The sequence below is a fragment of the Streptomyces sp. NPDC055966 genome (assembly GCF_042269865.1).
GTDB lineage: Bacteria > Actinomycetota > Actinomycetes > Streptomycetales > Streptomycetaceae > Streptomyces.
Map to the genome: position 1 here is coordinate 1 of NZ_JBHJYK010000045.1, position 26753 is coordinate 26753.

General features: G+C 68.1%; 27 protein-coding genes and 3 pseudogenes. 16 read left to right on the top strand and 14 right to left on the bottom strand.

Going from position 1 to position 26753, the window contains the following annotated elements:
• The first annotated feature begins 220 nt into the window (after window positions 1–220).
• A complete protein-coding gene (locus ACFC8N_RS46880; RefSeq protein ID WP_376295831.1) occupies window positions 221–1261 on the top strand; it encodes an IS256 family transposase in 1041 nt (346 codons plus the stop codon).
• On the opposite strand, the gene ACFC8N_RS46885 is transcribed toward ACFC8N_RS46880, so the two are convergent.
• On the bottom strand, window positions 1218–3260 hold the full coding sequence (locus tag ACFC8N_RS46885) for a recombinase family protein (protein ID WP_376295832.1): 2043 nt from the start codon (window positions 3258–3260) through the stop codon (window positions 1218–1220). The genes ACFC8N_RS46880 and ACFC8N_RS46885 overlap by 44 nt on opposite strands.
• On the bottom strand, window positions 3257–3667 hold the full coding sequence (locus ACFC8N_RS46890) for a DUF5372 family protein (protein ID WP_376295834.1): 411 nt from the start codon (window positions 3665–3667) through the stop codon (window positions 3257–3259). Before ACFC8N_RS46890 ends, ACFC8N_RS46885 begins: the two co-directional genes overlap by 4 nt.
• Here ACFC8N_RS46890 and ACFC8N_RS46895 point away from each other — a divergent pair.
• On the top strand, window positions 3564–3992 hold the full coding sequence (locus tag ACFC8N_RS46895) for a transposase (protein ID WP_376295836.1): 429 nt from the start codon (window positions 3564–3566) through the stop codon (window positions 3990–3992). The genes ACFC8N_RS46890 and ACFC8N_RS46895 overlap by 104 nt on opposite strands.
• Window positions 3993–4593: 601 nt before the next feature.
• Here ACFC8N_RS46895 and ACFC8N_RS46900 read toward each other — a convergent pair.
• Complete coding sequence (locus tag ACFC8N_RS46900; protein WP_376295837.1) at window positions 4594–5199, bottom strand: hypothetical protein; 606 nt, start codon at window positions 5197–5199, stop codon at window positions 4594–4596.
• Window positions 5200–5800: 601 nt separating this feature from the next.
• On the bottom strand, window positions 5801–6856 hold the full coding sequence (locus ACFC8N_RS46905; RefSeq protein WP_376295838.1) for a hypothetical protein: 1056 nt from the start codon (window positions 6854–6856) through the stop codon (window positions 5801–5803).
• Window positions 6857–7031: 175 nt separating this feature from the next.
• Here ACFC8N_RS46905 and ACFC8N_RS46910 point away from each other — a divergent pair, with 175 nt between their 5' ends.
• The 9 genes and pseudogenes from ACFC8N_RS46910 to ACFC8N_RS46950 all read left to right on the top strand — a co-directional run.
• Complete coding sequence (locus ACFC8N_RS46910) at window positions 7032–7295, top strand: helix-turn-helix transcriptional regulator (protein ID WP_376295840.1); 264 nt, start codon at window positions 7032–7034, stop codon at window positions 7293–7295.
• A 173-nt stretch (window positions 7296–7468) separates the two neighbouring features.
• A complete protein-coding gene (locus tag ACFC8N_RS46915; protein ID WP_376295841.1) occupies window positions 7469–8026 on the top strand; it encodes a DUF6083 domain-containing protein in 558 nt (185 codons plus the stop codon).
• A gap of 94 nt (window positions 8027–8120) precedes the next feature.
• Entirely contained in the window at window positions 8121–8309 is a 189-nt protein-coding gene (locus ACFC8N_RS46920) for a hypothetical protein (RefSeq protein ID WP_376295843.1), read from the top strand.
• Window positions 8306–8587: a hypothetical protein gene (locus ACFC8N_RS46925; protein ID WP_376295845.1), complete on the top strand. Its 282-nt coding sequence runs from the start codon at window positions 8306–8308 to the stop codon at window positions 8585–8587. The genes ACFC8N_RS46920 and ACFC8N_RS46925 overlap by 4 nt, the downstream gene beginning before the upstream one ends.
• Entirely contained in the window at window positions 8584–10050 is a 1467-nt protein-coding gene (locus ACFC8N_RS46930; protein WP_376295846.1) for a UvrD-helicase domain-containing protein, read from the top strand. The genes ACFC8N_RS46925 and ACFC8N_RS46930 overlap by 4 nt, the downstream gene beginning before the upstream one ends.
• A gap of 197 nt (window positions 10051–10247) precedes the next feature.
• Entirely contained in the window at window positions 10248–11792 is a 1545-nt protein-coding gene (locus tag ACFC8N_RS46935; RefSeq protein WP_376295848.1) for a restriction endonuclease fold toxin-2 domain-containing protein, read from the top strand.
• A 60-nt stretch (window positions 11793–11852) separates the two neighbouring features.
• Window positions 11853–12266 carry a hypothetical protein gene (locus tag ACFC8N_RS46940; protein WP_376295850.1) on the top strand — a complete coding sequence of 138 codons (414 nt, stop codon included), beginning with the start codon at window positions 11853–11855 and terminating at the stop codon, window positions 12264–12266.
• Window positions 12267–12670: 404 nt separating this feature from the next.
• Window positions 12671–13813 (top strand): competence protein CoiA family protein, encoded by a 1143-nt coding sequence (locus tag ACFC8N_RS46945; protein ID WP_376295852.1) that lies wholly within the window; start codon window positions 12671–12673, stop codon window positions 13811–13813.
• A 581-nt stretch (window positions 13814–14394) separates the two neighbouring features.
• A pseudogene (locus ACFC8N_RS46950) lies at window positions 14395–15328 on the top strand (glycosyltransferase); the annotation flags it as partial.
• Between the two features lie 223 nt (window positions 15329–15551).
• On the opposite strand, the pseudogene ACFC8N_RS46955 reads toward ACFC8N_RS46950, so the two are convergent.
• Window positions 15552–15983: pseudogene (locus ACFC8N_RS46955) on the bottom strand (SAM-dependent methyltransferase); the annotation flags it as partial.
• Window positions 15984–16067: 84 nt separating this feature from the next.
• Here ACFC8N_RS46955 and ACFC8N_RS46960 point away from each other — a divergent pair.
• Together ACFC8N_RS46960 and ACFC8N_RS46965 are read left to right on the top strand one after the other, a co-directional pair.
• Window positions 16068–16571: an endonuclease domain-containing protein gene (locus tag ACFC8N_RS46960; RefSeq protein ID WP_376295878.1), complete on the top strand. Its 504-nt coding sequence runs from the start codon at window positions 16068–16070 to the stop codon at window positions 16569–16571.
• 300 nt (window positions 16572–16871) lie between these two features.
• Window positions 16872–17183: a hypothetical protein gene (locus tag ACFC8N_RS46965; protein WP_376295853.1), complete on the top strand. Its 312-nt coding sequence runs from the start codon at window positions 16872–16874 to the stop codon at window positions 17181–17183.
• A 317-nt stretch (window positions 17184–17500) separates the two neighbouring features.
• On the opposite strand, the gene ACFC8N_RS46970 is transcribed toward ACFC8N_RS46965, so the two are convergent.
• From ACFC8N_RS46970 to ACFC8N_RS46995, 6 genes are all read right to left on the bottom strand, one after another.
• Window positions 17501–17911: a hypothetical protein gene (locus tag ACFC8N_RS46970; RefSeq protein WP_376295855.1), complete on the bottom strand. Its 411-nt coding sequence runs from the start codon at window positions 17909–17911 to the stop codon at window positions 17501–17503.
• Window positions 17908–18573 carry a hypothetical protein gene (locus tag ACFC8N_RS46975; RefSeq protein ID WP_376295857.1) on the bottom strand — a complete coding sequence of 222 codons (666 nt, stop codon included), beginning with the start codon at window positions 18571–18573 and terminating at the stop codon, window positions 17908–17910. Before ACFC8N_RS46975 ends, ACFC8N_RS46970 begins: the two co-directional genes overlap by 4 nt.
• A 92-nt stretch (window positions 18574–18665) precedes the next feature.
• Window positions 18666–20696, bottom strand: a complete 2031-nt coding sequence (locus ACFC8N_RS46980; protein WP_376295858.1) for a hypothetical protein — start codon at window positions 20694–20696, stop codon at window positions 18666–18668.
• Complete coding sequence (locus ACFC8N_RS46985; RefSeq protein WP_376295860.1) at window positions 20693–21457, bottom strand: hypothetical protein; 765 nt, start codon at window positions 21455–21457, stop codon at window positions 20693–20695. Before ACFC8N_RS46985 ends, ACFC8N_RS46980 begins: the two co-directional genes overlap by 4 nt.
• Window positions 21458–21627: 170 nt before the next feature.
• Window positions 21628–22311, bottom strand: coding sequence for a Crp/Fnr family transcriptional regulator (locus tag ACFC8N_RS46990; protein ID WP_376295862.1), 684 nt, complete (start codon window positions 22309–22311; stop codon window positions 21628–21630).
• 15 nt (window positions 22312–22326) lie between these two features.
• Entirely contained in the window at window positions 22327–22764 is a 438-nt protein-coding gene (locus ACFC8N_RS46995; RefSeq protein WP_376295864.1) for a Pycsar system effector family protein, read from the bottom strand.
• 306 nt (window positions 22765–23070) lie between these two features.
• Between ACFC8N_RS46995 and ACFC8N_RS47000 the strand changes: the two are divergent.
• Window positions 23071–23211: pseudogene (locus tag ACFC8N_RS47000) on the top strand (IS5/IS1182 family transposase); the annotation flags it as partial.
• Between the two features lie 16 nt (window positions 23212–23227).
• On the opposite strand, the gene ACFC8N_RS47005 reads toward ACFC8N_RS47000, so the two are convergent.
• Entirely contained in the window at window positions 23228–23755 is a 528-nt protein-coding gene (locus ACFC8N_RS47005; RefSeq protein ID WP_376295866.1) for an ATP-binding protein, read from the bottom strand.
• Window positions 23756–23958: 203 nt separating this feature from the next.
• Between ACFC8N_RS47005 and ACFC8N_RS47010 the strand changes: the two genes are divergently transcribed.
• Together ACFC8N_RS47010 and ACFC8N_RS47015 are read left to right on the top strand one after the other, a co-directional pair.
• Window positions 23959–24195, top strand: coding sequence for a DUF397 domain-containing protein (locus ACFC8N_RS47010; protein ID WP_376295868.1), 237 nt, complete (start codon window positions 23959–23961; stop codon window positions 24193–24195).
• Window positions 24196–24283: 88 nt separating this feature from the next.
• A complete protein-coding gene (locus ACFC8N_RS47015; RefSeq protein WP_376295869.1) occupies window positions 24284–25186 on the top strand; it encodes a helix-turn-helix domain-containing protein in 903 nt (300 codons plus the stop codon).
• On the opposite strand, the gene ACFC8N_RS47020 is transcribed toward ACFC8N_RS47015, so the two are convergent.
• The gene (locus tag ACFC8N_RS47020) at window positions 25179–26015 is read right to left on the bottom strand and encodes an SAM-dependent methyltransferase (RefSeq protein ID WP_376295879.1); all 837 of its coding nucleotides are present in this window, start codon (window positions 26013–26015) and stop codon (window positions 25179–25181) included. The two genes, ACFC8N_RS47015 and ACFC8N_RS47020, sit on opposite strands and share 8 nt — an antisense overlap.
• A 156-nt stretch (window positions 26016–26171) precedes the next feature.
• Window positions 26172–26738: a sigma factor-like helix-turn-helix DNA-binding protein gene (locus ACFC8N_RS47025; protein ID WP_376295870.1), complete on the bottom strand. Its 567-nt coding sequence runs from the start codon at window positions 26736–26738 to the stop codon at window positions 26172–26174.
• Between the last annotated feature and the right edge of the window lie 15 nt (window positions 26739–26753).

Consider the following 26753-nt stretch of genomic DNA (forward strand, 5'->3'; position numbering starts at 1 on the left):
GATGTACGGCCGGGCCAACTTCGACCTCCTGCGACGCCGCATCCTCCTGTCACCTTGATCAACCGACTGACACCCCCAAATCAGCGACAGAGCCACTTTCAGTGCCAGGGCCACGGAGGGGCACCGAAACCGAGCGTGTCTGAAAGATCGTGTAAGTCCGTGATGTGACAGGCTGGTCAGGGCTCTGACCTGGGCCTTCGGCCAGCCGGGACGGACGGACATGAACGACAACGAGATCCCGGCCGTCGAACCGGTCGAGGACAAGCTCGTCGATGAGGTCGTCGAGCGCCTGCTGGACCGCGCCGACGCCTCGGGTGCTGCGCTGCTGGGCGAAGGCGGCCTGCTGACGGAGGTGACCCGGGCCGTGCTGGAACGGGCCCTCGACGCGGAGATGACCGACCACCTCGGATACGAGAAGCACGATCCCGCAGGCCGCGGCTCGGGCAACAGCCGCAACGGCACATCTCTGAAGACGGTGCTGACCGATGCCGGGGCGGTCACGCTGGCCGTTCCCAGGGACCGTGACGGGTCCTTCGAACCGCAGCTGGTGCCCAAGCACGCCAGGCGACTTGCAGGGTTCAACGAGCAGGTCCTGTCCCTGTATGCGCGCGGCATGTCGGTGCGCGACATCCGCTCGCACCTGGCCGGCATGTACGGCGTCCAGGTCTCACCGGACCTGATCAGCAAAGTCACCGACGCCGTCACCGACGAGCTCGACGCATGGCAGAACAGACCGCTGGACGCCGTCTGGCCGATCATCTACATCGACGCGCTGTGGGTGAAGATCCGCTCCGGGTCCGTGTCCTCCCGACCGGTCTATCTCGCCGTCGGGGTGGACATGGACGGCTGCAAGGACGTGCTCGGCCTGTGGGTCGGCGACGAGGGCGAAGGCGCCACGACCTGGATGACCGTGCTGTCCGAGCTCCGCAACCGCGGGGTCGAGGACGTGTGCATCGTCGCCTGCGACGGACTGAAGGGCCTGCCCGACGCGGTCACCGCGACCTGGCCCAAGGCCACCGTTCAGACATGTGTGATCCACTTGATCCGCGCCTCGCTGAGGTTCGCCTCCAAGCAGCACCACACCAGGCTGGTCACGGAGTTGAAGGCCATCTACACCGCCCCCACCGAGCAGACCGCCGAGCAGGCCCTCGCCGACTTCGCCGCAGGCGAGCTGGGCCAGCGGTATCCCGCGATCGTGCGGACCTGGGAAGTCGGCTTCATACTGCCTGTCCTGTCTCGTTGTTGGGGTTTGGTCGCCTGATCCGGGACTCGGTGGCGACGCGCTGTTTCCAGTACTGCGCGATCTCGTCGTTCCAGGGGATGCACCAGCGGCGGTGGCGGGCCTGTCGGGCGGGCATCTCACCGCTGCGGAGCCAGGGATAGATCGTGGACTCGTGGACGCCGAGGATCCGTGCGGCCTGCGGGACGGTGATCTCGCCCGGGACGGTGGGATTGTTGCGGCGTGAGCCGATGGCATGCTGGGCACGGATGTGCCGGATTGAGGCGACGGTGAACGCACGGCAGTTGCCGGTGGTGAACCCGAGTGTGTTGAGGTGGTCGGCGATCTCGGCGTCGCTGCGGGTATCGAGGAGGTGCCGGACGATCTCGACTGCGGCCGTGGGATTGCGGTTGGTACGCCGGTCGCAGGTGACTTCGTCGGTGGCGCCGGTGTGCCAGCGGATGCCCAGGTGGGCGCGAGCGTGGTCGACGTGGCGGATGGTGATGTCCGCGATCAGGGTCCGCAGCAGCCGTTTGCGGTCTTTCGCGCTGGTCGTTGGCGCGTTCCACAGCCGGGGCAGGTCCTGGGCGAGCGCGGTGAGCCGGGCCGGTTCGGGCAGGGAGGGTTCGGAGGCGATGAGGTCGTCCAGGGCGGTCTGGGCCTGGGCGAGGGCAGCGAGTTTGTCCTCCCAGCGTTTCTCGAGGGTGCGGGCTACCAGTCGGTTCTCGGGCTCTACCTGCAGGAAGGCCCGCTCGGCGCGGTCGGCTTCCCAGCGGGCGCGCTCCAGTGCGAGCTCGGCGGCCCGGTGGGAGCGGTGGTGGCGTTGGTGGAGGGCATCGGCGGCGGTGAGGGCGAGGTGGACCTGCTCGGGGGTGAGTGCGGCCAGCAGCAGGCGTTCGATGACAGGGTCGACCGCAGCGGCCGCGATCGAGTGGCAGTTGGGGGTGGTCACTGCGTCGCTCTGTGCTCTGGTGCACACGTAGTCCGCGGTGTTGTCCGCGCGCCGGTAACGGGTGCCCATCGGGAAGCCGCAGGATCCGCAGAAGATGATCCCCTGGCACAGCGGCACGCCCTCGCGAGGCGGGCGGGCACCGGTGCTGGTGCGGTTCGCGGCCAGCTTGGCCTCGATGGCCAGGTACTGCTGCCAGGAGATATAGCCCTCGTGGTGATCAGGGATGAGGACCTTCCAGTCCTCGCGCGCCCGGCGGCTGGTTGCGGTGACGACCGTGCCGTCAGGGCGGACCCGGCGGGCGCTGGTCTGTCGGCCGAAGGCATAAGCCCCGGCATAGACCGGGTTTCTCAGGATGAAGGTCACCCGCCCGTGGGTGAGCCGGCCCCAGCGCAGGCGGCCGTCCCATACTCCGGTGTCGCGGCGCGGGAAGCGCCGCCGGGCGAAGGCTCGCACCACGGCCAGTGCCGAGCCGTGCTCCTCGAACAGGGCGAAGACGTCCGCGACAGCGGCCTGGACTTCCTGGTCCGGGTCGATGATGATCTGGCCTTCGTCGTCATAGACCAGGCCGACCGGCAGAGGCAGGCGGAGCTCGCCGCGCTCGGCTGCCGCGTTGCGGGCACCGTGCAGACGGCCGGCGAGGATATGCAGCTCGGCCTCGCTCATCGTGCTCTTGAGCCCGAGCACCAAGCGGTCGTTGAAGTCGGACAGGTCGTAGATGCCATCGGCATCGATCAGGAGGGTATCGGTCAAGCGGGCGAACTCCAGCAGCCGGGCGAACTCGGCCGAGGACCGCGCCAGACGCGAGACCTCCAGCCCGAGCACGGCGCCGACCTCGCCCAGACACACCTGCGCGACCAACTGCTGGAATCCCGCGCGCAGTCCCGAGAACCGCCCGGAGACGCCCAGGTCCGCGTCGACCACGCTGATGTCCGACCGCGCCCAGCCGAGATCGGCCGCACGTTCCACCAGCGCATACTGCCGGGCGGTGGACTCGGTGTTCTCCCGAACCTGCAGCAGCGTCGACTGGCGCACATACACCACCGCCTTGCGCGAGCGGTGCGACGCGCTCACCTTCTCCGGCGTGTTCATCCCCGCTGCCTTCCGCTCGCAGGGCCGACTGCACCATGTTGGCGACCAGCAGCACCGCCGTCCGCCGGTCGAAGCCCGCCGCGATCACTGCCCGTCGCCTCCAACCACGGCTCAGCCGCCCGACTGGGCAGACCGTCTGCCACCACCGTGGCGTCCGCAACCGCTTCGCCGCAACGGCGCGAGAGGGCGTCGACCAGCGCAGACAACTCAACCAGCGCATCGATTGCGATCCGGTACTCACCTGGGCGCGGGCCGCGATCGGTCCACTCCTGCGGCAGCGTGAACGACACACCGTCACCGGCCATGCAGACGAAGACCAGCCTGCCGCCCCGGCGAGCCGCCCGGCACACCCGCAACCGCCGTTCGAACAATGGGTGGAACGGGTGCGTCACCACCAGCGAATCCACAGGAACACCACGATCCCGTGCGGTTTGGTGCTTCCTCTGGCACGCCGCGTGGAGCGAATTCACCCCCTACCTCGCCTTCCCGCCGGAGATAAGGAAGGTCGTCTACTCGACCAACCTGATCGAGTCGATCAACGCACGGCTGCGGAAAGCCACTCGCAATCGTGGGCACTTCCCCTCGGAACAGGCCGCGTTGAAGGTGCTCTACCTCGCCGTCCGCGAGCAGATCACCCCCAGAGCGCGCGATGTCAACCACGTCGCGGCACACTGGAAGAAGGCACTGAACCAGTTCTCACTCTTCTTCGAGGACCGGCTCAACACCAAGTGATGGCCCAGGACTTACACAAAGTTCCGTACACGCCCGCCGGTCCTGGATCTGTGACCACCTTGATCGAAGTCGTCCTGCCTGCCGCAGATCCGTCGATGACGACGGCCAGCGGGGGAGTGGAACCCCATCTTCCGGACGCTCCTGCTACGCCGTGTGTGCTTATTTCACGCCCTGTGTGCGCTCCAACTCTCTCTGCCTGACGGCGTCGTGGGCTCCGTACTTTGGTCTGTTCACGTGCAGGGGGCGGGCTCCGGTGCCCGGCGGGCCGGGTTCGGTGGACGAACCAGCCAATGGGTGACACGTGGATGCAATAGTGCGGCACGCTCGTCAGGAGAAAGTGGCCGCTGAGGCACTGAGCTGCCGTACGGCCGGCGGTGCGACATTGCCCGTCGCCACCTGATGAGGGGAGGGGCACCATCAGCGAACGGTAGGGCTGGGCTCGTCCACTGGTGACTGCCCGTCTACCGGCGGAGTGGCGCCAGAAACGTTGACCGCCCGGCGGGACAAACGCCGGGCCGGGCCGCCGCCGCAGCGGCAACGCGTACCGGGACGCCTTGCACGGCCTGCCCGGACTGTGCCTCGTCTAGGCCAGCATGCCCGTCTACTCGGCGGTGTCAGGGGCGGTGTAGAAGACGGAGGCGCCCTGCTTTGTTCGCCTGGCCTGGTTCTTGGCCACGAGTCCTTCGAGGGTGGTCCGGACCACGGTGGTCTTGATGCCGCGCTCGGAGTGGGCCTTGCCGAGTGCCGTGGCGACTTCGGCCGCGGAGCGCGGCTCGCTCTGCTCGGTGAGGTGACCACGGACGAGTTCGACCAGCGTGGGCCGGCCTGCCCTCGCCGCCGTGTCCTTGTGCGGCGGCTTCCTGTCCGCCGACGTCTCGCTGGTCGTGGCGCGCTGCGTGCCGGCAGCCTGCTTCACTCGCGTCCGCTTGCCGGCTCCGGATTCGGCAGAAGCCTTCTTGCGCGGAGCGGGTACCGCGGCGTCGTCCGGATGGGCTGCAGGCTGAACCTGTGCCGGAGCGATGCCCAGCGCCTGCTGCACGTTGACCAGCACGGAGTGGTCATGCTGCAGCGCGGTCAGCTGTTCCTGCAGCGTGGCGATCTCTGCGCTGATGCGTTCCTGCTCCTTGGTGTTGCGTTCGAGGTCGCTGGTGACCTGCGCGACGTACTGCGATGTGAGTTCAGTGCCGGCAATCGTGGTGTCGGACATGGGCCGACCTTTCTCTCGGTTTCCTGACCGGGCGTGCAGCACCTGTGGCGGACGCGCCCAAGCGCCTGTGTTCTCGGGCTGCGGTCCGAGCGGCTGTGGAGATCACTGCTGCGTGGCCCGGCGTAGAGATAGTACGGATGGGTGGAGTCTGTAGCTCTTCTTGAGTGATGTCTATCTCTCGACCTGAGCTTCACGGTCTCGACGGTGACGCTGACGGGGCCCGCGGCGGGGGTGATTTCAGGCAGGTCGGTGGGGGAGTTGCCACAAGCATTCGTCGGTGTCCTGGCTGTGTTGCCAGGCGGTCAGAATGCGGCTTCCCGGCAGCCGGTCCAGCAGCTCCGCCGTCTGATGAGGGGAGCGTCCGCGCAGGTGAGCGGGCGCGTCCATGACGGTGCTGCGGTGAGTGGCCAGCAGTCACGACAACCAGCGTTGCAGGACTGCCTGGCGCATCAGATGCTCCAGAACCCGCCCGGTCGACGTCGGACCGGCACTCGTGACGGCTCCCGCGCGGCCGCCGATTCCCTCGCACACCCGCTCGTGGCACGCAGGTTGCCGGAGGCGGGCCATACCCCCCGGCCATCCCGGCCGGGAGGACCGGCCCTTACCCGGTACGCGGCATCTTCCTGTACGCGCAGGGCGCCGACGGCCGCGAGTGCTGGCCGGCCAGCTGCCAGGCCACCTCATCGGTGCCCCGGTCGTGATGCCAGGACGCCAGCGCGCGTGTGACGACCAGCCGGTCCAGAAGTTCCGCTGTCTGATGGGGGGAGTGACCGCACAGACGGGCCAGTACGTCCATATCAACGGTGTGGTGTGCCGAACCGGGGGACAGGTGCGCTGCGAGGGCCAGTGCCACCAGCCGGGCAGCTGGGGGAGTGGCACCACGGACGGCCATCGGCCAGGGCTGAAGCGCCCAGTGAGCGGCCTGACGACGTGCGGTGCGGCCGGGCGCCTGGTCCCGGACCGCGGCGTCGAGCAACTGCACCTCAACCGTCGCTGCCCTGAGATCCGGTGGACGCAGCCAGGAACCGTGCGCCAGTTCCTCCCAGACCTCGGCACGCCCGTGCAGGCGCATGCCGCGCAGCAACCCGGACGGCAGCCGGACACAACCGCGGGTGTCGGCACGCAGCGCGCACTGGAGTGCCAGGAGCCGGGCGGCAGGGGAGGTGAACCGCGGGAGCGCGGAGGCCAGGTAGGTGAGCATCTCCCGCACACGCACGTCCTCATCGGCTGCAGGCCGACAGGCACGTCGCCCTGCCACAGACTGGGAGGAGGACAACTGCGGTCTGCCGAGCACGGTGTCGGGGACGACCGCGGTGTTGTCGGTGGCAGCCGCGCAGGCTGCGCAGGTGTCGGCCAGCCGCCAGACGCGGCCGCTCGCGTCGCGGGTCAGGGCGAGCAGGACCGGGCCGGCGCAGCCACGATGACGCGGATGCCACAGACAGCCCTGGGCACGGCACTGGCAGGTACGCAGATGCGGGGGCAGGGCGTCGGCGCGGGCGTGGCAGGCCAGGTGGGTCAGGGCGGCCGACCTGGCTGACGCGGCCTGAACGGGCGGCGTGCGGGCGGTGCACCGGATGCAGACGAGGGCGGGCCCGCCCGGATGCGGGCGCAGTTCCACCGTCCAGACGCGCCGCGCTGCGGCACCGGCAAGCCTCATCGGCTGGCTGTCCTCCTGCTCTGTTCGCGCCGTAGGGCCGGGGGCCTGGCAACAGGCATTCCGGAACGCACGCACCGTAGTGCAGAACTCCGCACCGTGATCGCTGAGCCCACCAGGACAAATAGTGCAGAGGTCTGCACTGACAGGGCAGAGGCCTGCACCGTCGGATGGGGGAGTGACGATCTTCCCGCCCGACCCCAACCTCACCGCCCTGCGCGTCGCACTCGCACGGCTGAGGGGCGAGCGCGGATGGACCTTCGACGAACTCGCCGAACGAAGCGGCCTGGCCAGACGCACCCTCATCGACCTCGAACACGGCCGCACCACCGGCACCATCACCACCTGGCACGCCCTCGCCCACGCCTTCGACGTCCCCATCGAACGCTTCCTCACCTCCCTGTGCGACGGCCACCAGACCCCCGGCACACCGCCCCCCTGATCCGGCACAGCCCAGGCCGAATCCGCCGCCCAGGAGAATCACCCGCACAGGCGAGGCGCTACCGAACAACCGATCCCTGGCTCGTTCTGCTGTTCCGGCCCGCTGCGCCGATCGCGTGACATCCGAGAAAGCCGCCATCACCGACCGGCGTGGCACCTGGCACGGTCGCGGCCATGCGCCTCCACACTCCCCACGGTGACCGTCACTGGGACGGCAGCCCCCGTCACCTGCCCTACCCCCGCACCCTACGGATCGCGAAAGACAGCCCGAGCCGCCTCCTGCGCGCCGGACAGACCGGCCGCTGCCGCCACTGCGGCAACCGCATCGACTGGTACGAGCGCTTCGACGGCCGGCTCATCGACCTGCACCCCGCGGAAGTCGCCACCACCAGCGTCTCCGCAACCTGCCGCTGGCACGTCAGCAGCGGCATCGCCTACCCCCACGACGACGGCAGCCGATGGTGCCGTATCCCGCATAGCGTGGTCTGTCCCCAGCAGCGGTCCTACCACTCTGAAACAGGCAGCCCCCGGCTCACATCGCTTCGTCGCGAACTCGGGCTGCGCACCCGGCGCCTGATCGACACCGGCGCCCTCACCCCACCAGCCGGCTCCCACACCGAGGCCACCAGCGGTCAAAGTGGCCAGCAGCCCGCCCCACCCACGCAGAACAACCGCCCAGGCCAGCCCGGTGCCGCCCCGCCCCTGCCCTGCGGACACCAGCCGCCAACCTGACCTCGACCGGGTGGAAACTCTTCGGACCGCTCCCGGCTCCACGCGCTCCCGCCCAGCCACCCCACCCGACCCCCGCCCCCTCCGAAGTTGAAAGGTGCCCCACCATGCCCTGGAGATCACGCTCACGCGCGCCGCCAGCCCGGCCGAACTCGCCTTTGCCCGCAGCCGGATGTTGCTCGCCCGCAACCACGGCATCACTCGACCCATGGTCCTCATCAACGCCGCCCCCGACCAGGCCGCCGGCCGCGCCGAAGCCCGACGGGTCGGTCGCCCATCGACGTGATCAACACCCGCTATCCGGACAAGAACGGCAAGGCCCTGCTCAACGTCGCCTTCCCACCCGCCACACTGCCACCCTCACCCACGCTGCCCGGCCAACAACCCGGCCGCCTCCTGGAACGGGCCGTTCACCGGGAACTGGCCGAGCACGCCCACCAGAAGCCGACCGCCTCGATCACGGACACGGGGGTACGGCGGCTACTGGCCGGCACCACCCCCGCACACCTGCTCTCCGCCGTCGGGCACGCGCTCACCCGACTCCCCGAAGGACCCACACCGTGAACCCCACCGACGAACAAACCGCCGCGGCCGACGCCTTCCGCCGCGGCGAACACCTGGCCCTCCAAGCAGGAGCCGGCACCGGCAAAACCACCCTGCTCGAAATGCTCGCCCGCTCCACCACACGCCGCGGCCGCTACCTCTCCTACAACCGGTCCATCGCCCAGGACGCCACCGCCCGCTTCCCGAACACCGTCCAGTGCAAAACCACCCACTCCCTCGCCTACGCCGCCATCGGTCACCGCTACACCCGCCGCCTCAACGCACCCCGGCGCCCTGCCTGGAAGACCGGACGAGTCCTCGGCCTCACCGAAGACATCTGCATCGGAGAACGCAAGATCTCCCAAAGGGCCCTGTCCAACGCGCTCCTACGCACGGTCAGCCGCTTCTGCCACACCGCCGACCAGACGATCACCCACCGCCACGTCCCGAAGCTACGTGGCCTGGAGGACACAGACCTGCACCGCGAACTCGCCAACCACCTCGTCCCGTTCGCCCACAAAGCCTGGAAAGACCTGCAGAACCCCGAGGAGGGCTGCGTCCGCTTCGAACATGACCACTACCTGAAGATCTGGGCCCTCACCCAACCGCGACTGGAAGCCGACTACCTGCTCCTGGACGAAGCCCAGGACACCGACCCCGTCGTCGAAGCGATCTTCCTCGCCCAACGCGATCACGCCCAACTCGTCATGGTCGGCGACTCCGCTCAGGCCATCTACCACTGGCGCGGCGCCAAAGACGTCATGACCGGCTTCAACGGCACCCAGCTGCCCCTGTCGCAGTCCTTCCGTTTCGGACCCGACCTCGCAGAAGAGGCCAACCTGTGGCTGCACCTGGCCAAGGCCCCCATCCGGCTCACCGGAACCCTCACCGTGCCCACCGAAATCGGCCCCGTCACCTTCCCTGACGCCGTCCTGTGCCGCACCAACGTCGGAGCCATGGCCCAGGTCATCACACTCATGACCGCTGGGCAGCGCGTCGCCCTGGCCGGAGGAGGCGACGCCCTGCGGGCCCTGGCCGAGGCAGCACGCGACCTGAAAGAAGGACGACCCACCCACCACCCCGAGCTCGTTCTCTTCCTCAGCTGGGGCGATCTGAGGGACTACGCCGCCAACGACCCTGCCGGACGCGATCTGCAGCCCCTGGTCAACCTCGTCGACAACCACGGGGCCGACGCGATCCTTGCCGCAGTGGCCCGCCTCGTGCCCGAAGAGCACGCACAGGTCACCATCTCCACCGCTCACAAGGCCAAAGGCCGCGAGTGGCCTCGTGTACTGATTGCCGACGACTTCCCCCGCCCTAGAGAGCACCCGCCGCAGGACAGCAACAGCCCCACGCAGCTGCCCGAACCGATCGACGACGCCGAAGCCCGCCTGGCCTACGTAGCGGTCACGCGCACACGCCAGCGGCTGGACCTGGGAGGCCTGTCCTGGATCCACGACACTCCTGCTCCGTCAGCTACTTGACGACTCCGCGCCACCAGCACCGGAAACCCCTGGACCGGCCTGCCGACTTCGAGGAGGCTCGGGACAAGTGCGCCGGGAGTCTATTGCGGTTTGAAGGACGTGTCGGCGCTGGTGGCTCATCGTCATCCCTTCGCCTGAGCTTGCCGTTTACGGCCGTGTACGGTGATCACCGGCGTCGGTAAGGGGACGGGGCATTGGTGGATCTGCGGCATCAGACGGAGAACTTCGTCAACGCGTCATGGTCGATGGTGGGGCTGCGGGATCTGGTCTACGACATGGTGGGCCTGCTGTTCACGGAACTGAGTGCCCACGGCGGTATGGCGGGCGACGGTGCGGCCGGCAGAGCCTTTGCCACGGTGTACACCGCAGCCGTCAAGTCGGTCTTCGACCAGTCCGGCTTCGCCCACCAAGTGATGGCCAACGGCGCGGGCGCCCTGCTCAGCGCGTCCGAGGAACTCCTCAAGCGTGACGACAAGGTCGCAGCCAAGCTCCTGGAACAGAGCCCCTTCACGCCCGGGATCGGTGATCAGCCGGCCGGCCCCGACTGCAGCCCGCGCGCCAGTCACAACGCCGAGGACCTGCCGAACGTCGTCGGTGAGACCAGCGGCATCGATCAGTACCTCTTCAACGAGCGATTCCTCGGCCAGCCGGACAAACTGCGGGCCGTCGCCACAACCTGGCGCAGCGCAGCGAAGATCCTCCACGACGCCTACTGGAGCTCCCGCGACGCATGGAAGACCGCCACCCTCGATCAGGCGGGCCATGCCGCTGACGCGGTCGAGAACTTCTTCGAGAAGTTCGTCGGCAAGACACCCCCACCCAGCGAAGTGGGTGACCACGACACCCTCCTGGCAAACCTCCCCACGGCCTGCACGATGCTCGCCAACGCCTGCGACGCCTACGCCGACCACGTCGAAACCGCCAAACAGCGCCTTCCCATGGAGAACAGCGGACTCGACGGAGACTTCCTGTGGCCCTGGGAACAGCCGCGCTTCGGAGGCGACGGCCACGATGGCGGCCTGCACGACCTCATAGCCGGCGACACGCGCATCACCTCGCTCGGCAACATCCCGCACGCACTGGACAGCTCCCAGTCCCGAGTCACGATGCCGCAGCCGGACAACGGCGGCCTCTTTCCCAACCTTCCGCCGCTCCTCGGTCCCCTGATCCGCATCCCGACGCTGGTCCCGGCCGCTTACCGTCCCCTGCCCTCCAACACTCCGCACATTCAGCCGGTCCCTCCGACGATTCCTCCTGACCCACGGTTCCCGCAGCTCACGCCCAGTCAGGGGCAGAACTTCCAGACCTGGCTCGACTCACTGCGCAAGGGTGACATCTCCGGCGGGAGGCCGGCCGAGCAGGCCTACCAGAGGCGCGTGTCGGGCTTCCCGGAGTTCGAAGTACCGATCCCGGCAGGGATCAGTCCGTCCAACACGTTGATGGTGGACGGTTTCCGCAACTCGGATGGGATGGCAGTCGAGGCAAAATACGTGAACAAGCCGAACCAACGGTGCTACCGCTCGCTGGAGGACCTCCGCAAGAACCACGCGACCGGCGACAGAGACTTCCTCTACAAGGATGACCGCCTCGAACTCCGCAAGTACGCCGCCGCGCTCAACGACCCACGAAACAAGGAGATGCGCGGTGTCGAGACGGTCACCAACAATCAGGATGCTGTCCAGTACTGGCGCATCATGATGGCGGCCTACGGAGTCAAAGGCCACGCCCGCTACGTTCCCTGACCAGCCCACCCCCAGGAAAGTACCGCTATGGAACCAGAAGAGATCGCGGAACTGCGCACCATGTACGTCTTCACCCCACCGCGCGGGCAGAGCTGGGGCCTGACCTACGAGGGATTCGAGGCACGGCTGCGCGAACGGAATCCGGACACATTCATCAGTATCGATGACGAAGGAGACGGCCCGGTCCGTGGATCATCGATGATCTTCGGGATCACTTTCGACGACGAGACTCTGGAAGGCTTTGCCAGCCTGGAACCCGAGGGCGTGTCCGTCCGCGAGTGCAACGCCCACATGGCAGCCCGGGTCGCCCTCTGGCTCCGGAACAACGTGGCACCGGCTGACGTCCCCGTCATGTTCAACACGGACTGGGGAATCGAGGAAGGCATGGAACCCACCCTCGTCCCCGATGCCACTCGCCCACGGATCGTGGCAGCACTCGTCCAGCACGTCGAAGAGACCGGCGGCCTCGACTGACAGCGCCCTCAACCGGTGGCCGCAAACGCGCTCACCACTGCCCATCGCCGCTGGCGCCATGGCGTGGCCGCGGCTGGCGCCCGCGGACAGGGCCTCGACGTGGTGCCAGCGCGAGCACCATGAAAGCTCGACCCCGTGGCACCCGCCTTCACCAACTCCAGGGACCCTGGCCGGTGCCATGCTTACGGAGAGGGCATGGGGAGTAGTTGTCGTATCCGGTCCGCGCACGTAGCGAACCGTCGGGCGGCTGCCGTTGTCTTGTGTGCGCATCTCCCCCCACACCTATCAGAGACTCCATGCGCCACGCCTTCGTCGGGCTACCCGGCCGTGCGCCGTTGTCCTCGTCCACGGCAGTCTGCACGCTGTATCAACAGCCTGCGGCTGAAAGGGAAGGCGACCGACCGATGCCACTGACCGCGCACCTGCCAGGACACGGGACACTCGATGCGACGCTCGACCACCTCGGCTGCGACCTGCCCTGGGAAGCCGTCTACCGGACTCGGCCGCGCCCCGCTCTGACCTGCGCCCAGTGCGGCCTGCCCATGCACGCCAAGGTCTCCCCACGAGGCGGTCGCTTCTTCGCACACGACCGCCGCTCCGCGACGTGCGCGGCGGCCGGTGAGACGGAGGAGCACCGGAGCCTGAAACGGGCCCTGGCAGCAGCCGCGCGCGAGGCCGGACACCAGGCCGAGCTGGAAGTGGCCGCTGCCCACGGGGGCTGGCGCGCCGACGTGCTTGTCACCACCCCCGGCGGGCGGCTGACGGCCCTGGAGGCCCAGATATCCTCCGCGTCCGTCGACGACATCCTCTCGCGCACCCGCCGTTACGATGCAGACGGAGTCGGCGTCGTCTGGTTCACCCACCGCGACGCGCGCTGGCTCGATCACGTGCCTGCCGCGCGCCTGTACCGGCCGGCGCCTTCGCACGGACCGTGGACGCGCACCCACCCGCTCGTGAGGTCCTTCAGCGTCGTCAGCTGCGCAGAAGTCTGCGACCCGCAGCCTCCCTGGCACAATCCCGAACACGCAGGCTGGAGCGGCGGCGAGGAGCGGGCCCTGACGGAGTTCGTCGCCGATGTACTGCACGGCAGCGTCGTCCCCCGGATCACCACCGGCCTGCACACCCGCTACGACGGCTGGACCACTCCCGAAGATGCCAGGGCCGCCACCGACTACGCCGCGGCACACCAGAGCCCCGCTCCCCTACCCGCCTACGTCCCCGATCCCGGTGCACCCTGGTACCAGCGGCAGCCGCCCGCCGAACAGCAGCGGCTGCTCGAGGCGGCCAAGAATTGGGTGAAGGCGACCACCGGCGCTTGGCCCGTGGCCAGGCCGCAGTGGGCGGGGGACTGGGTTGCCGGGGGACTCGCTCTGTCCACGTCGGGAGGATGGTTCAGCGGGGTCGCCCGCGTGGCATTGATACGCCCCGAGCCCGGCCTCGTCGACTGGAGCCTCCTCGGCGAGTTGCCTGTCATCGTCGGATCCAGGCACGAGCACGACACCCTCAAAGCGACCGCTCCTCCCGGCGCTCGCATCGTCATCCTCTGACGGCCAAAACCCCCGCTCGCTCGGTTCTGTCGGCGGTGGGCTGAAGGCTGGTTCAAGACCGGGAGCGGGGACGGTACCCGCAGCGTATCTCCCAAGTAGGGCGATCCGTAGACTCATACGATGAGGCCGTGGCGGCGTTTTCTACCGGAGTCTCCGGCTGGACAGGCACCCTGCACGCTCGGTGTGCTCCCCCTCATGGCCGGCGCACGAGGTTCTACTGCGATTTGGCCCCACGCCTACGCGGTCGCGGTGGTTGCTATTGCCGCGGTCCTGCTCACCTGGTTGGAGGGACTGCCGACCGGCTGAACTGTGGGCTCGCGGCTGGACGGTCCGCTGCTGCGGGCAGGGCCTACCCGCCCGCGATCCGGCAGGCCCTGGGACGCCCCGACTCGGCACTGCGCTAACGCCCCGACCAGATACGGAAGGCGGCAAAGGCAGTCGGCGGCCATCGTCGCCGGGCAGCAGATGACGTCGAAGTCGCACGTGCGGCTGGTCACACCCCACACAACGCTTGAGCATCGAATCCGTTTCCAACCGAGTCCCGGCTGGCCCGTCTGCGGCGTGCATTCGCGTGGGGTGGAATCAAGTTGGTCTCGCCCGCGAACGTCAAGGACATGGCTCGGGTGCCGCTCGGCGTCCTCCAAGCGCGCAAGGTCATCGAGCAGTTCCAGCCGGATGTGGTCCTGACGACGGGCGGCTACGTCGCGGTCCCGGCCGGGCTGCCGGCGCGGATGTGCCACCGTCCGCTGGTGCTGCACGAGCAGACCGTGCGGCTGGGGCTCGCGAACCGGAAACTGGCCTCGGCGGCTGCGCGGATCTGCGTGTCGTCGGAGTCGACATTGCCGCTGCTGCCGGAGTCGGCGCGCGCGGTCGCCGTGGTGACGGGCAACCCGGTGCGACCGGAAATCCTTTCCGGGCATGCGGACAAGGCTGTCCAGGCGTTGGGGCTGTGGGGCTTCGACCGGCAGTTGCCGACGGTGTACGTCACGGGCGGTGCGCAGGGCTCGCAGCAGATCAACGAGCTGGTGGGCGAAGTGCTGCTATGGCTGCTGCAGCAGGCGAACGTGGTGCACCAGTGCGGTTCGGCCAACGAGGAGGGTCTGAGCGCGCGGGCGGCCGGGCTGCCCGCCGAGCTGGCCGGCCGGTACTACCTGGCCGGCTTCGTCGGCCCGGAGCTGCCGGACGTGCTCGCGCTGGCCGATGTGGTGATCTCGCGCAGCAGTACGGGGACCTTGGCGGAGCTGACGGCGCTGGGCAAGCCCGCGGTGTTCGTGCCATTGACGTCGTCGGCCGGAGACGAGCAGACGCACAACGCGCGCTATCTTCAGGAGGCCGGAGCCGCGGTCACACTCGAAGGCGGCGTGACGGCGAACCAGGTGAGGGACGCGCTGGGTCCGCTCCTGGCCGATGCCCACCTGAGGCAGGCGATGGCGGGAGCGGGCCCGTGCGCACGGCCGTCCGGACGCGGCCGACAGGCTCGTGGACGAGATCCTGTCCGCCGCCGTGTCCGGCTGACCGGCGTTAGCCGATATGGAGCGCCGTCCCGGCCTCGATGAGGACGGCACACGCGTTGAATGCTGTGCGTCGCTGATGGCAACCTGCCCTGCACGTACGCCGGTTGGCGCGCGTTCCTGCGATGTCACCAGGGGCACTGGGGACATGGTCAAGTGTCCGGCCGGGAGGTCCGTAACGGCCTCCGGTTGGCCGGGCGGGTGGAGCCTGCCGGCCTGTCCATTGGTCAGGGGCGGGGCAGTGGCAGGCCGGGCAGGTGCGGGTGCCGGAGGTGCTGGCCGCCGGCCGTCACGTCGACCAGGTGCACGATGTCGCCCACGGTCGTCATCTGTGCGTCCGGGACGGCGCATTGGGCGAGGAACCGCAGGTGGAACGCCTCATCGGTCGCGGTGGTGATCAGCTTGGGGGAGTGCTGGGCCGCTCGTCCGGTGTCGGGCAGGTCAGCGGCCCAGTGGGCGGGGTTGCCGAAGGCCGGGGCCGCGTGGGTGCGGGCGGACATGACGGAGACCGTGCCGCCCAGCAGTTGGCCTTCGGCGATGCCGCCGTCGTTCACGGTGAGCAGGACGCGGGCGTAGCCGTAGAGCCAGCCCGAGAGGGTGAGCAGGATCTTCCCGCCGGGCCGGGTCTGGGCGATGAGTGCGGGCGGTACGGCGCGGAACCGACGGCAGGTTATCTGTCAGTCACGAGGGCTAACGTCAGCTCCGTGAAGAGTGGACTGGGCTGGGTCGACGATGATCCCGAGATGTGCCGGATATGCAATGAGTTGGTACACGCGGACGAGCGAAAGTACGGGCGCGACCTGTGCCCCGACTGCGGCCCGGCCGTACGACAGGCGAACCGATTCGGACTCTCCGTCGAGCGAGTCAACGCCATACTGAGAGTCCAGAACGACTACTGTCCGCTCTGCGGCGACAGCCCTGGAGACAGTGCAGCAGACGGGCCGATCTGGTGGCAGATCGACCACGACCACAACTGCTGTACAGGCTGCCAGAGTTGCGTTCGCGGGCTCCTCTGCAAGCCCTGCAATACAGACCTCGGCCGCTACGAGAAGCGCCTGCGGCAACGTCGCCTGCGGTGGCACGTACCGAAGGTGGACGCCTACCTGGCATCCCCGCCGGCCCGAAGCGCTCACGCGCGGAAACTCCACCCAGATGACCTCGGGTGGGCGCGGGTCAGGTACACCAGCTTTACGTGGCGCACTCTGACCTGGGACCGCTACGAGTCGAGCCCCAGCTGTGAGCGATAGTCGGCGATGGCGAGCACAGCCGCAGACTGCTCCTCCGGCTCGGGCTCGTGCAGTTCAATGCGCACACTGTCAATCCCCTCGAAGCGTGGAGACGATCTATGCGGCCAGCGCCTCGGCGAGGGTGGCTCGGTACTCGCGTTCGTAGTCGGTCGGGCTCTTGAATCCGCAAACGCTGTGTAATCGCCTGGAGTTGTAGAAGTTGGTGACCCAGGTGGCGATCTTGATGCGAGCCTCGGTACGCCATGCTCATGAGCCGCCGCCTGGCCCGCCGGCCGCGGCGCCGTCGACGGAGCGATCGCGGTGGGCTACCGCGCCATGAACCGGACCGTCGCCGCCCTGGTCAGCCCTGGCCGCCGACACCGTGCCCGCCACCTCGTCCGGGCCGTCAACCGGTGCATCCGCCGCCTCGGCGGTAGCGGCCAGGGCCTCGGCGAGCTCCGTGCGGGCGATCCCCGTCGCTCCAACACCTCCTCCGCTTCGGCGAGTTCAGCAAGAAACCTCTCCGCCTCCGCCCGGATCTCCTCGGCCCGCACCCGGGCAGCCGCCTCCCGCTCCTCCAGCAGTCCCATCACCGATGTCACGGTCCACTCCGCATCGCCGAGCCCGAACTGAACGCCCGAACCCTTCCGCCACACCCCCGGGACCATGCCTGAACAGCGGAAACTCAACGATCACACTCGGAAAGAGAACGGCTTCTGAAAGTGCCAGATGACCGCGATGGGAAGCGTCGGCCAAGCCCGTGGCCGGCGCTTCCGGGCGCCAGTGCAACAGGTCCCAGGCCACATGGGTCGGAAGCGGGACTGGGACGGTTTCGGGATCGAGGGAGTGGCGTGGGCGGCGGGTTCCTCACAGCGTCGGACTTGGAAACCGAGCGGGGGGCCGCGCCAGGCTCCTCATTGACGGCGGCGAGATGCATGTGCAGAGGATTGCTAGGGCTGGTCGCGGGTTTGTGACCAGGGGGGTGGCGTCGCATGGTGCTGGTCGGCAGGGATCGGCGGGCGGCCCCAGTCCAGGACGTGGAGGCCTGTGCTGTGGATGAGGCCGGCGTCGAGTTGGAGGAGCTGGATGGGGGAGTGCCCGTGTCTGCCCAGCAACTTGAGGCGGCGTCGCTGTTCGGCTTGGCTCAGTGTGTGCCAGTGGTCGTAGTGGATGCCAGGGGCAGCGCCGGGGTTCTCGCGGGCCCAGGCGCGCACGAGGGTGATTTCGTCTGGCGCGCTATGCAGGGTGATCAGGGCCCAGGCGGTGTCGTACGCCAGCGTCGGTCCGTGCCGGGCCATGAGCCGGCGGGTGCGCAGCTGGCGCACAGGGGCCAGGAGCCAGCGTACGGTGTGGAGTTTCATGCCGGTGTGCTCCCGGGATCGTGAGGCCGGTGCCGAAGGACAGCGGCGGTGGCCAGGCGCTGGTGGCCGAGGGCCGTGAGGGTTTGGACGAGGGCCTGGACGAAGACCTCGCGCTGCTGCGGTGTGTGCAGGGTAGTGACGAGGTCGTCGATGAAACGCCGGATGTCACCGCGCAGGTCGTCGTCCTGCACCTCCTGCGGAGCAGGTAGACCCTTCAGCGCCTGGGCCAGGTTGTCGAGGTCGGCGAAGCGGTCGGGGAACTGGGCCATCCACCACACGCGGCGTAGGTCCGGGTCGGCGAGCACCCGCTGCAGCTGGGCCAGGCGGTGCAGCTCCTCGCCGTGTTCGAGGTCTGCCGCCTGCTGTCGGCGGGCATGTTCCTCGGCCAGAGCGCGGTCCGCGGCCGCGACGCTCAGTTCGGCCGTGCCGCTGACCTCCAGCCCGGGCATGGGGTATCCGCGTTGTAGCAAGGAGCTGGTGGCGTCGTCAGCCGCTGCGAGATCCAGGACGGAGTGCCGGCACAGGATCCCCGCGGCCTGCCGACGCAGGTGTTCACGCGCCGGCACCGCCAAGTTGCCCCGGTCCGTGTCGTCGGGATGCGTCCACTGCCAGCTCCCGGTGATGCGGACGGTGAAGCACACACTGCTGATGCGGCTGGCCATCCGCTCGTCGCTCAGTACGAGTGGATGAGCTGCGCCCGCGCCTGCCGCATCCGGTGTCGTCCGGGCTGGTCTGCCGCGCCGGCGCAGCATACTCACGCCGTCATGGCGGTGCCGTCACCGCCAGAGCGCGGCACGGCGCTGGGGCTGGCAGGGGAGGTCACCTCGGAGATTAGCTGGGCGAAGAGCTGTGCGCGACGGGCCCGTCCTAGGTCGGAGCTGTCGGGCGAGCCCACCAGCAGGCCGGAGGGACCTTCCTGCCCCAGACAGCCGCGCAGCACCTGCGCCGCGAGGGGCAGGACCTGGTCGTCCTGGAGCTTGGGCGAGTCCAGCCAGGCCGCCAGATGCCGGTACGCCGTCTGTGCTGCCGTGGGCTCCTGCAGGGCCGCGCGCCAGCCGCGGACGAACAGCTGACCGGACAGCACATCGGGAGTATTGACGGCCTCGCCGGTGCTCTCCTGGTCCGCGGGCAGCGGCAGGAGGATGTCGCTGGTGATGTCGGTCAGGGCCAGGAACGTGCTCGCTCCGGCTTTTTGAATGGTGCTGTCGGTGGATTCGGCCCACTCCACGATCTCCGACAGCACCAGGACGCGTTGCTCGGGAGTACTCACCAGGGTGCGCACCGCGTCGGCGACGGCGTCGCGGGCCTGGTCGTCATCGCGGGAGGCCAGCAGACGCAGCCGGGTCAGAGCAACCCGGGGGTACCGCCGGCCCAGCTCGCCCGCGCAGACCGAGGCGACCGCAGCGGTGAGCTGTTCACTGGTGGTCTTTTGCTGGGCCCAGTCGTACAGCTGCTTACGCACGGCGACGCCAGTGACCGGATGGAGCGCCATGGTCTCCAGGATCTGGATGGCAAGCTGTCGGTGCGCCACACGGTCGGTCTCGATCCACCGCCTGGCCACAGACAGCACGGTGGAGCCGCCGGGCAGCAACGACAGCTGCACCAGACAGTCGGCGATGCGCTGAAGATGACGCACGGCGATCTTGTTGGGCGCGCTGATCTGGGAGGCCCACTCCAGCAGCACGGGCCGCAGTTGCGGCCGCTGCCGCCACACGTACTTCAGCGCGGCATCGGACAGCCCACGTTGCTTTTCCTCCAGGGAGATGGCCTCGCCATCCGTGTACGAGGCGTCGATGGCCTTCAGCCGCTTGTCCAGGTCAGGGCCGGACAGCGCACCACCACGCGGCAGTTCGCCACCGACCTGCGTGAATAAATGATCCGCGGCCCCCAGTACGACGGCGGCCGGAGCTCCATCCAGCAGGGCAGCCGCGATCAGGAGCGCACGTTCCTGCAGGTCTCCCGGCGCGGAGTGCCGCTCGAACCAGGTTTCCAAGTGGTCCTGCCAGTCGGTGAACTGCTTGCCCACTGCGGATTGGCCGTCGTCCTTGGCCTCGGCGATGAGCCGGGCCAGCCGGGCGCCGTCGGATGCCGGCGCTTCGGGGGCGAGCAGGTCGGTCAGCGGATCATGCTTCAGCCAGTCCATCCGGCCGGCAGCGAGGTGACGCAGATGAGCCTCGGCGACCTTTGCGGCCGAGGGGTGCACGAGGTGCACCGTGGGCACGGTCGCGAGGGTCCTGGGGTTCCAGCCGTTCGGATCGGCCAGGATGACCAGGATTGCGTCGGCGGCCTGCGCCTGCTTCTGGTAGTCGGCAAGTCCGGTGTAGAAGTCCTCGGGCAGATCGCGGTAGTCCGTCAGGTCCAGAATGCAGGCGCGCCCCTCAACGTGGGGGATCTGCTCGGTGCGCGGCTGGTCCCAGTCTAGGATCAGCCAGCTGATCTGCTTCCTGGGCACCCCCGCCTTGCGCAACGCATGCAGCGCGGCGGTGCGCCGCCCCATGCCGGCCTCCCCGCACAGCACCAGGACGTGGCTCTTGCTGTAGGGGCGGCCGAGCATACTGACGGCCTGCGCCACCTGACCGGATCCCTGCGGCCCAGGCGGATCGACGAACGCATGCTCCGCAAAGTCCAGTTCGCCGTCGTCCACACTGACGCTGCGCAGGTACTGCCAGCCTCTGACGTACTGGTGGTGGTGCTCTTCGTAGTCGCCGGCGACCTGGGTCACCTGTGCCTGGCCGGACGCTTCGATCTGCTGCTGCACCGCCGCGGTGCCCTCGGCGTCGGTCATGACTGCTCCTGACTGGGGATGTAGTCGCGCCCGACTTGGATCAGCCGGGCTTTGCCGCTGGCCCTGCCCTTCTGCCGGACAGCACCGATGCTCTCGTTCGCGCTGGTGTCCTTTGGGGTGCGCTGGGCGGCCTGCCGGGGGCGATCATCGGTCAAGGCGCTGCTGTCCTGCGTGAGGTAGGGGGCGAGCACCGAGGTGACCAGCCCGGGGACGAAAAGCCAGCAGGTCTGCTCGAAGCTCGGCTTGCCCTCGACGCGGGCGGTGGCGCGATGGAAGTGCTGCTCCTGGAGAGCTGGCGTGCGTCCCGCGGCGACCGTGCGGCCAAAGACGGTGTCCGACACCACGGCAGCCAGCAGCACTCCGTGGTCCACCGCGGCGGTCATGGCCCGGCGGGCCGCGTCGCTGTCAACCAGCCGGCAGGCGTCGTTGGCCGCGTCCCCTCGGTGGTCCGGCGGCGCCAGGGGACCGACGTGCACGCTGGCCCGCAGCCGGATCGTCGGTGTGCTAACCAGCCGGGTCTGCTCGCGCCGCATGAGTGCCTGACCGAGGTGGACGAGGAACGGGTCGATCAGCCGTGCCGCATGCCGGGCCGGCAGTACGAAAATGGCGCCGTCCCCACGGTCCTTGACGGCGCCGAGCAGCATCGCGTCGCCGACCCCGCACTGAGCGAACACCGTCGTCAGCATGCTGTCCAGATCGGCCCGCGCGGGCGCCATCTTCGCTTCGGGGAGCTGGCTGTACTCCTTCATGTCGACGGTCAACAGCGCGTGCTCCGGCGGCACATCAGTGGCGTCGAACGGGAGGAGAGAGGGCATGGGGCGGCAGCCTTTCCATCGCGTTGGGGAACCACCCGAGTGGGTGTGCTGCCTCATCCTGGACGCGCCCGGGCGACGGCGGTGCCCAGTGCTGGGCACCGCGCCGGTGCGGTCGGTCACGTCTGGGCGTGGGCGTGTGACTGGATCGATGTGATGTCGCGGATGATGAGTCCGCCGGCGGCCTCCGTGGCGAGCCATCCGTGCTCGCGCCACGGTTTCAGGGCCGTTCCCACGGCGTTGCGGGATGCGCCGATCAGCTGTGACAGCTCCAACTGCGTCAGCCGCACGAGGTATTCGGCTCCGCCCGCCGACGCTGCCTGGAGTAACCGTCCGAGCGCCGAGGCCAGGCGCACGGGCACAGATGAAGTGGCCATTTCGAGGCGTACGGTGTCCGCTTCGCGTACCCGCGCGATGGCGTGACGCAGCAGCGCGGCCTGCAGATCGTGACGGTCCACGAACGCCAGGAAGTCAGGCGCGGGGATGATATGCACCCGGCAGTCCTCCGCGGCAATGACCGACGCGGTACGCGGCTCGTTGTCCAACACAGCCAGCTCACCCAGCAGTTCACCGGCCCCGCGTACCGCCAGCAGCGTCCGTTCGCCGTGCGATCCGGTGAGCGTGATCAAGGTTGATCCGGAGACCAGCAGGATGACGTGGGTTCCCGGATCCCCCTGCCGCAACAGCACGCTCCTGGCCGGGCGTACATGAATCGGAGCCAGCTGACACAACTGCGACCAAAGATCATCACCGATGACCGAGACATGCGGCTGATACATACACCCCCCGAATGTGGCGCCCATCACGCCACGATGTTCTCAAGCGGTGATGTATGTGCTCAATAAGCCAATTCCGGCCATGCCGACGGCAGTCACCGTGAGATCGACTGCTCGCTTCACCGCACGGAATTTCCGCTGCGCCAAGCCGGCGAACAACACCAACTGTTCCGCCTCCGCCAGTACGCGCTGGCCAGAACCCATCGCCGAGAAGGCCGATACGACTTCCTCAGCCCCGCCCTGTTCTGGGACAGGGCCTGCGTATGTTCTGAACCCACCGCGACGCGGCAGTACAGGGCGGATCGCCGACAGGGCAGCGACGAGCGCCATGCCAAGAAGGACCGCAGCACATGCCAGCGCAACCACCGCCGGCCAATTGGACCTCGGCACAGTCGACAACGCCGCAGTGTTCACCGTCAGTAGTCCGCCCGTCACGCCGCACAACGTCGTTGCCTTCGTATCCGACCGCTGAACCTCCACAAACATCTCCGCCGCTGCATCCCCGAGCCGCCGGGAGCCCGGTCGGTCAGCCGGCGTGAAGCCCACACCCGTGTCAGGCGCGTTGCCCATTGGGTCCTCGTTTCTGCACCACCGTGTCCGTGCACCTCATCGTGCAGGAACCACGTCGGCGTCAGGTCCCACTGCAGGGCACCACGCATGCCCAACCCGTCACAGTCCGATATGACTGCGTTGTCAGCCCCAGTCATGGGCCTGACGCAGCGAGTACCCGTCCCCCCATCACAAAGCGGGCGCAGCCCGCGACCGCCCCGTCCTCACGCCGTCGGCGAGACCTGGAAGTGGCGCAACGTGGCGGAACGGTGCTTTAACAAGCTGAAGCAGTGGCGCGGCATCGCCACCCGATACAACAAGACCGCCGAGTCCTACCAAGCAGCCGTCACCCTCGCAGCCCTGCTGATGTGGGCGTGACATTTGACGACAGAACCTAGCGGCAGGAAGTGGTGATGCGTGCCCAGACGATCTTTCCACCGGAGTGGGTGGGGGTGTAGCCCCACTGGCTGGTCAAGGCATCCACGATGATCAGCCCGCGGCCGGCCAGTGCTAGATGGTTTGGATGGATGGAGGCCGGGGGAGTGGGGCTGGGGTCGGTGACGGCGCAGACCACGGCGCCGTGGGTGTGGGCTATGCCCAGCCAGGCCTTGCGCTGTTCGTCGCCTGCGATCAGTGCGTGCTGGACGGCATTGGTGGTGAGCTCGTTGACGACGTTTGTCAGGTCGTCGGCGAAGGCGCGCAGGCCCCAGCTGGCGATCGTCTCGCGCACGAAGCGGCGGATGTTCTTGACGCTCGTGGGGTCTTGGCTGAACGCATGGGCCGCGAAATCAGCAGTACTGATGCCCAGTGCAAGTCCCCAGTCCAACCGGTCGGAATATGCCGAACGGTTATTTCTCGCAGTGGGTTGGACAGGAGGAAGCTGCTCTTTGGCTTCCAGTGATTCGATCAGCGTTGCTGCCACTGTGCATCCCCCCGGAAGACGTCCAGCTCAAGGGCCGCGGATCCCTGCCCCGGCTGGTTAGTATCCGCCGTGCGGGGCCCCGGATGCAATTGCATCGGTGACTTGCATCCGAACGGGACGAGCTGGGAACGCTTGTACCCGGCAAAGGGATCAGTAAGGGCCAGAGGTGAGAAGAATTCGGACGGAATCGCAAGGGGACGGACATGGCGCAGGTAGTCAACGGTGTCTCGGCCGATGCACTGCACGGCGTGACGTGGCTGAAAAGCCGCCACAGCACAGCGGACGGCAACTGTGTCGAGTTGGCTTTACTCACTGGAGGGCATGTGGCGATGCGCAACTCCCGCGATCCGCACGGACCTGCACTGGTGTACACGCATGCTGAGATCGCCGCCTTCATCGCGGGGGTGAAGGACGGCGAGTTCGACGTAATCGCCAGCTAACGCCAGGCAGAAACAGCCCAATTGGGGACCCGGCCGGGTGGCATCCTGCAAGACTGACGCTCGTCGTTCGTCCGCCACAGGAGTCCCCATGCCCGCGTCCGCCCGCCCGGTCGATGCCCCCATGCTGGAGTACTACCTTGCTGTCTCCGCACGCAGCCCGATCGCAGTGCGCATGGTGCTGGGGCATCTGCTGCGCACCCTGCGCAAGGACGCCGGGATCGACGCGGAGACGGCGGGCCGTTTCATCCGCGGCTCAGAAGCCAAGATCTCCCGGATGGAACGCGCCCACGTTACCTGCAAACCCGATGACGTCGCGGATCTGCTCACCCTTTACGACGTCACTGACCCCGAACTGCACGCCTACTTCGCGGAGATGGTGCGCATCGCACGTCAGCCCGGCTGGTGGCAGCGCTTCGACGGTGTGTTGCCCGACTGGGCCGGGAAGCTGATCGGCCTGCAGGAGGCCGCGTCCGCCATCCGCACCTACGAAGTCCAGCTGGTGCCCGGGCTGCTGCAGACACCCGCGTACACCGAAGCAGTGATACGCCAGGCCTATCCACTGGCCCTGCAGCAGGAGGTCGACACTCGAGTGGAGCTGCGCAGGATCCGCCAGAACCTGCTCGTCCGTAACGATGCACCCCATCTGTGGGCGATTCTGGACGAGGCCGTGCTCAGCCGGCCTATGGGTGGGAAGCAGGTGATGCGGGAGCAGCTGCGCCATCTGATATGGACTGCACAGATGGAGCACGTCACCCTGCAGATCGCGCCCTTCAACCGTCCTGGCTGCATCGCCGGCGGCTTCCCGGTCACACACCTGCGGTTCGAACTGTCCGCGCTGCCGGACATCGTCTATCTCGAGCAGCTGCGGGACGCTGAGTACCTGGACAAGCCCGATGAGACCGATCACTACCGTTCGGTCCTGGACGGGCTGGCCCACGCCGCACTGTCCCCCGGAGAGAGTCTGGAACTGCTTGAGTACATGCTCAGCTGAACAACCAGGCCCCTTCGGGCCCTTCACGGGGCTGCACCATGGCCATCCCGCCGAACTCGGCCCACAACCTGCTGCCGCCACCTGCCGTGCGGTCGCTGCCTGGCCGCCAGCGCTCCACATCAACCAGCCCCGGCGGGAGGGGCCGCAATGCCGAGAAGAGCGGCTCGACCTCATCGCGTGAGCGCAGCTGCCCCCATCGCCCGCCTGCTGCGTCCCTCAGCAGGGCGCCGGCCTGCACGCGGACGTCCTGGTCGTCGCTTACCAGGTGGCTTGCCGCGACCAGACTCCCTGGGGCGAGTATTGCGGCCATCTGCTCCATCACGGCCCGAGGTCCGACGGGTTCGGTAATCGTGTGCAACGTGGACACGAACAGCACTGCTACCGGCAGCACAGGATTGATCAGCCCGCGTACGGCTGGCTCCAGCAGCAGATGCGCCGCCTGTTCAGGTGTGGCTTGCAGCACCAGAGTGCGCCGCGGCCGCTCCCACAGTGCCCGGGCATGGGTCAAAACGAGCGGGTCGTCATCCGCGTACACGACTCGGCAGCGCACGTCGATGCTCTGCGCGATCTGGTGCACGCCCACTTGCGCCGGCAATCCCGGGCCGAAGACCACGAACTGGCGAATCTGGTGCTCACGGGCCATATAACTGGTGGCCCGCAACACGAAACGGTTGGCTGCCTCCGCGACTTCCCGTGCCTGAGGAGCAATTCTCAACAGGCGCTGACAGGCATCCCGGTCTGCCGGGTAGTGGTCCTTGCCGCCCAGCAGATAGTTGTTCATCCGGGCGAGATTCGGTGCTGTCACGTCGGCAACGTGCGGCCGATGCACCTGGCGACGCTTCAAAGCGACATCACACCCTGTCCCGGTACGCGCAGCACGCTGCGTGCTGCGCGAGCTCCATCGTAGAAATCGTGGCCTCGACCGGGATAGTTCTTCCTCGAAACACTCACCTCATACCGATGCACACGGCAGAATGGCCCGCTGTCAACGGCGTAGATGGCCGCGTGGTGACTGGGCCCGGGCAGAGGCGCCGGTTACGGCTGTGCCGTAACCGGACAGCGCCCGCTGCGCCATCAGCAGATGAGAGGCGACCGCTGGCGCGTCCACCCCCATCAACTCCGCGGCCCGTTGCTCGCTCAGGCGCAGCCGGCAACGCAGAATGATCGCGTCCGCTTGCTCCGGCGGTAGAACCTGGTGCATGGCGTCGACCGTCCGTGTGACAGTTTGGGACTTGCGCTCCCGTATGGCCGATGAGATCAGCGCGTCCAGCAGTCGCCAGGCCACGGCAGCAGGCCGGGGACTACTGAGGACAGTTGGCCAGATGGTGGCGATGTTCCCCAGCACAGCTTCCACCACCTGTCGGCTCATCCACGCATCCTGGACCCGTTCCCGGGCGTAACGGAGGTAGTCCTCCTGGTGCAGCAGACAGAACGCGGTGTACTCCAGCGGCAGGACGAGTTCGATCGCAGCCGCCGGGGTATCGCCTGGACACCGCGCAGGCGACGTGGCCCGGGCACGCCGCTCGCCGCATCGCCGGAACAACGAAAACATGGCACCCCCTTAAGG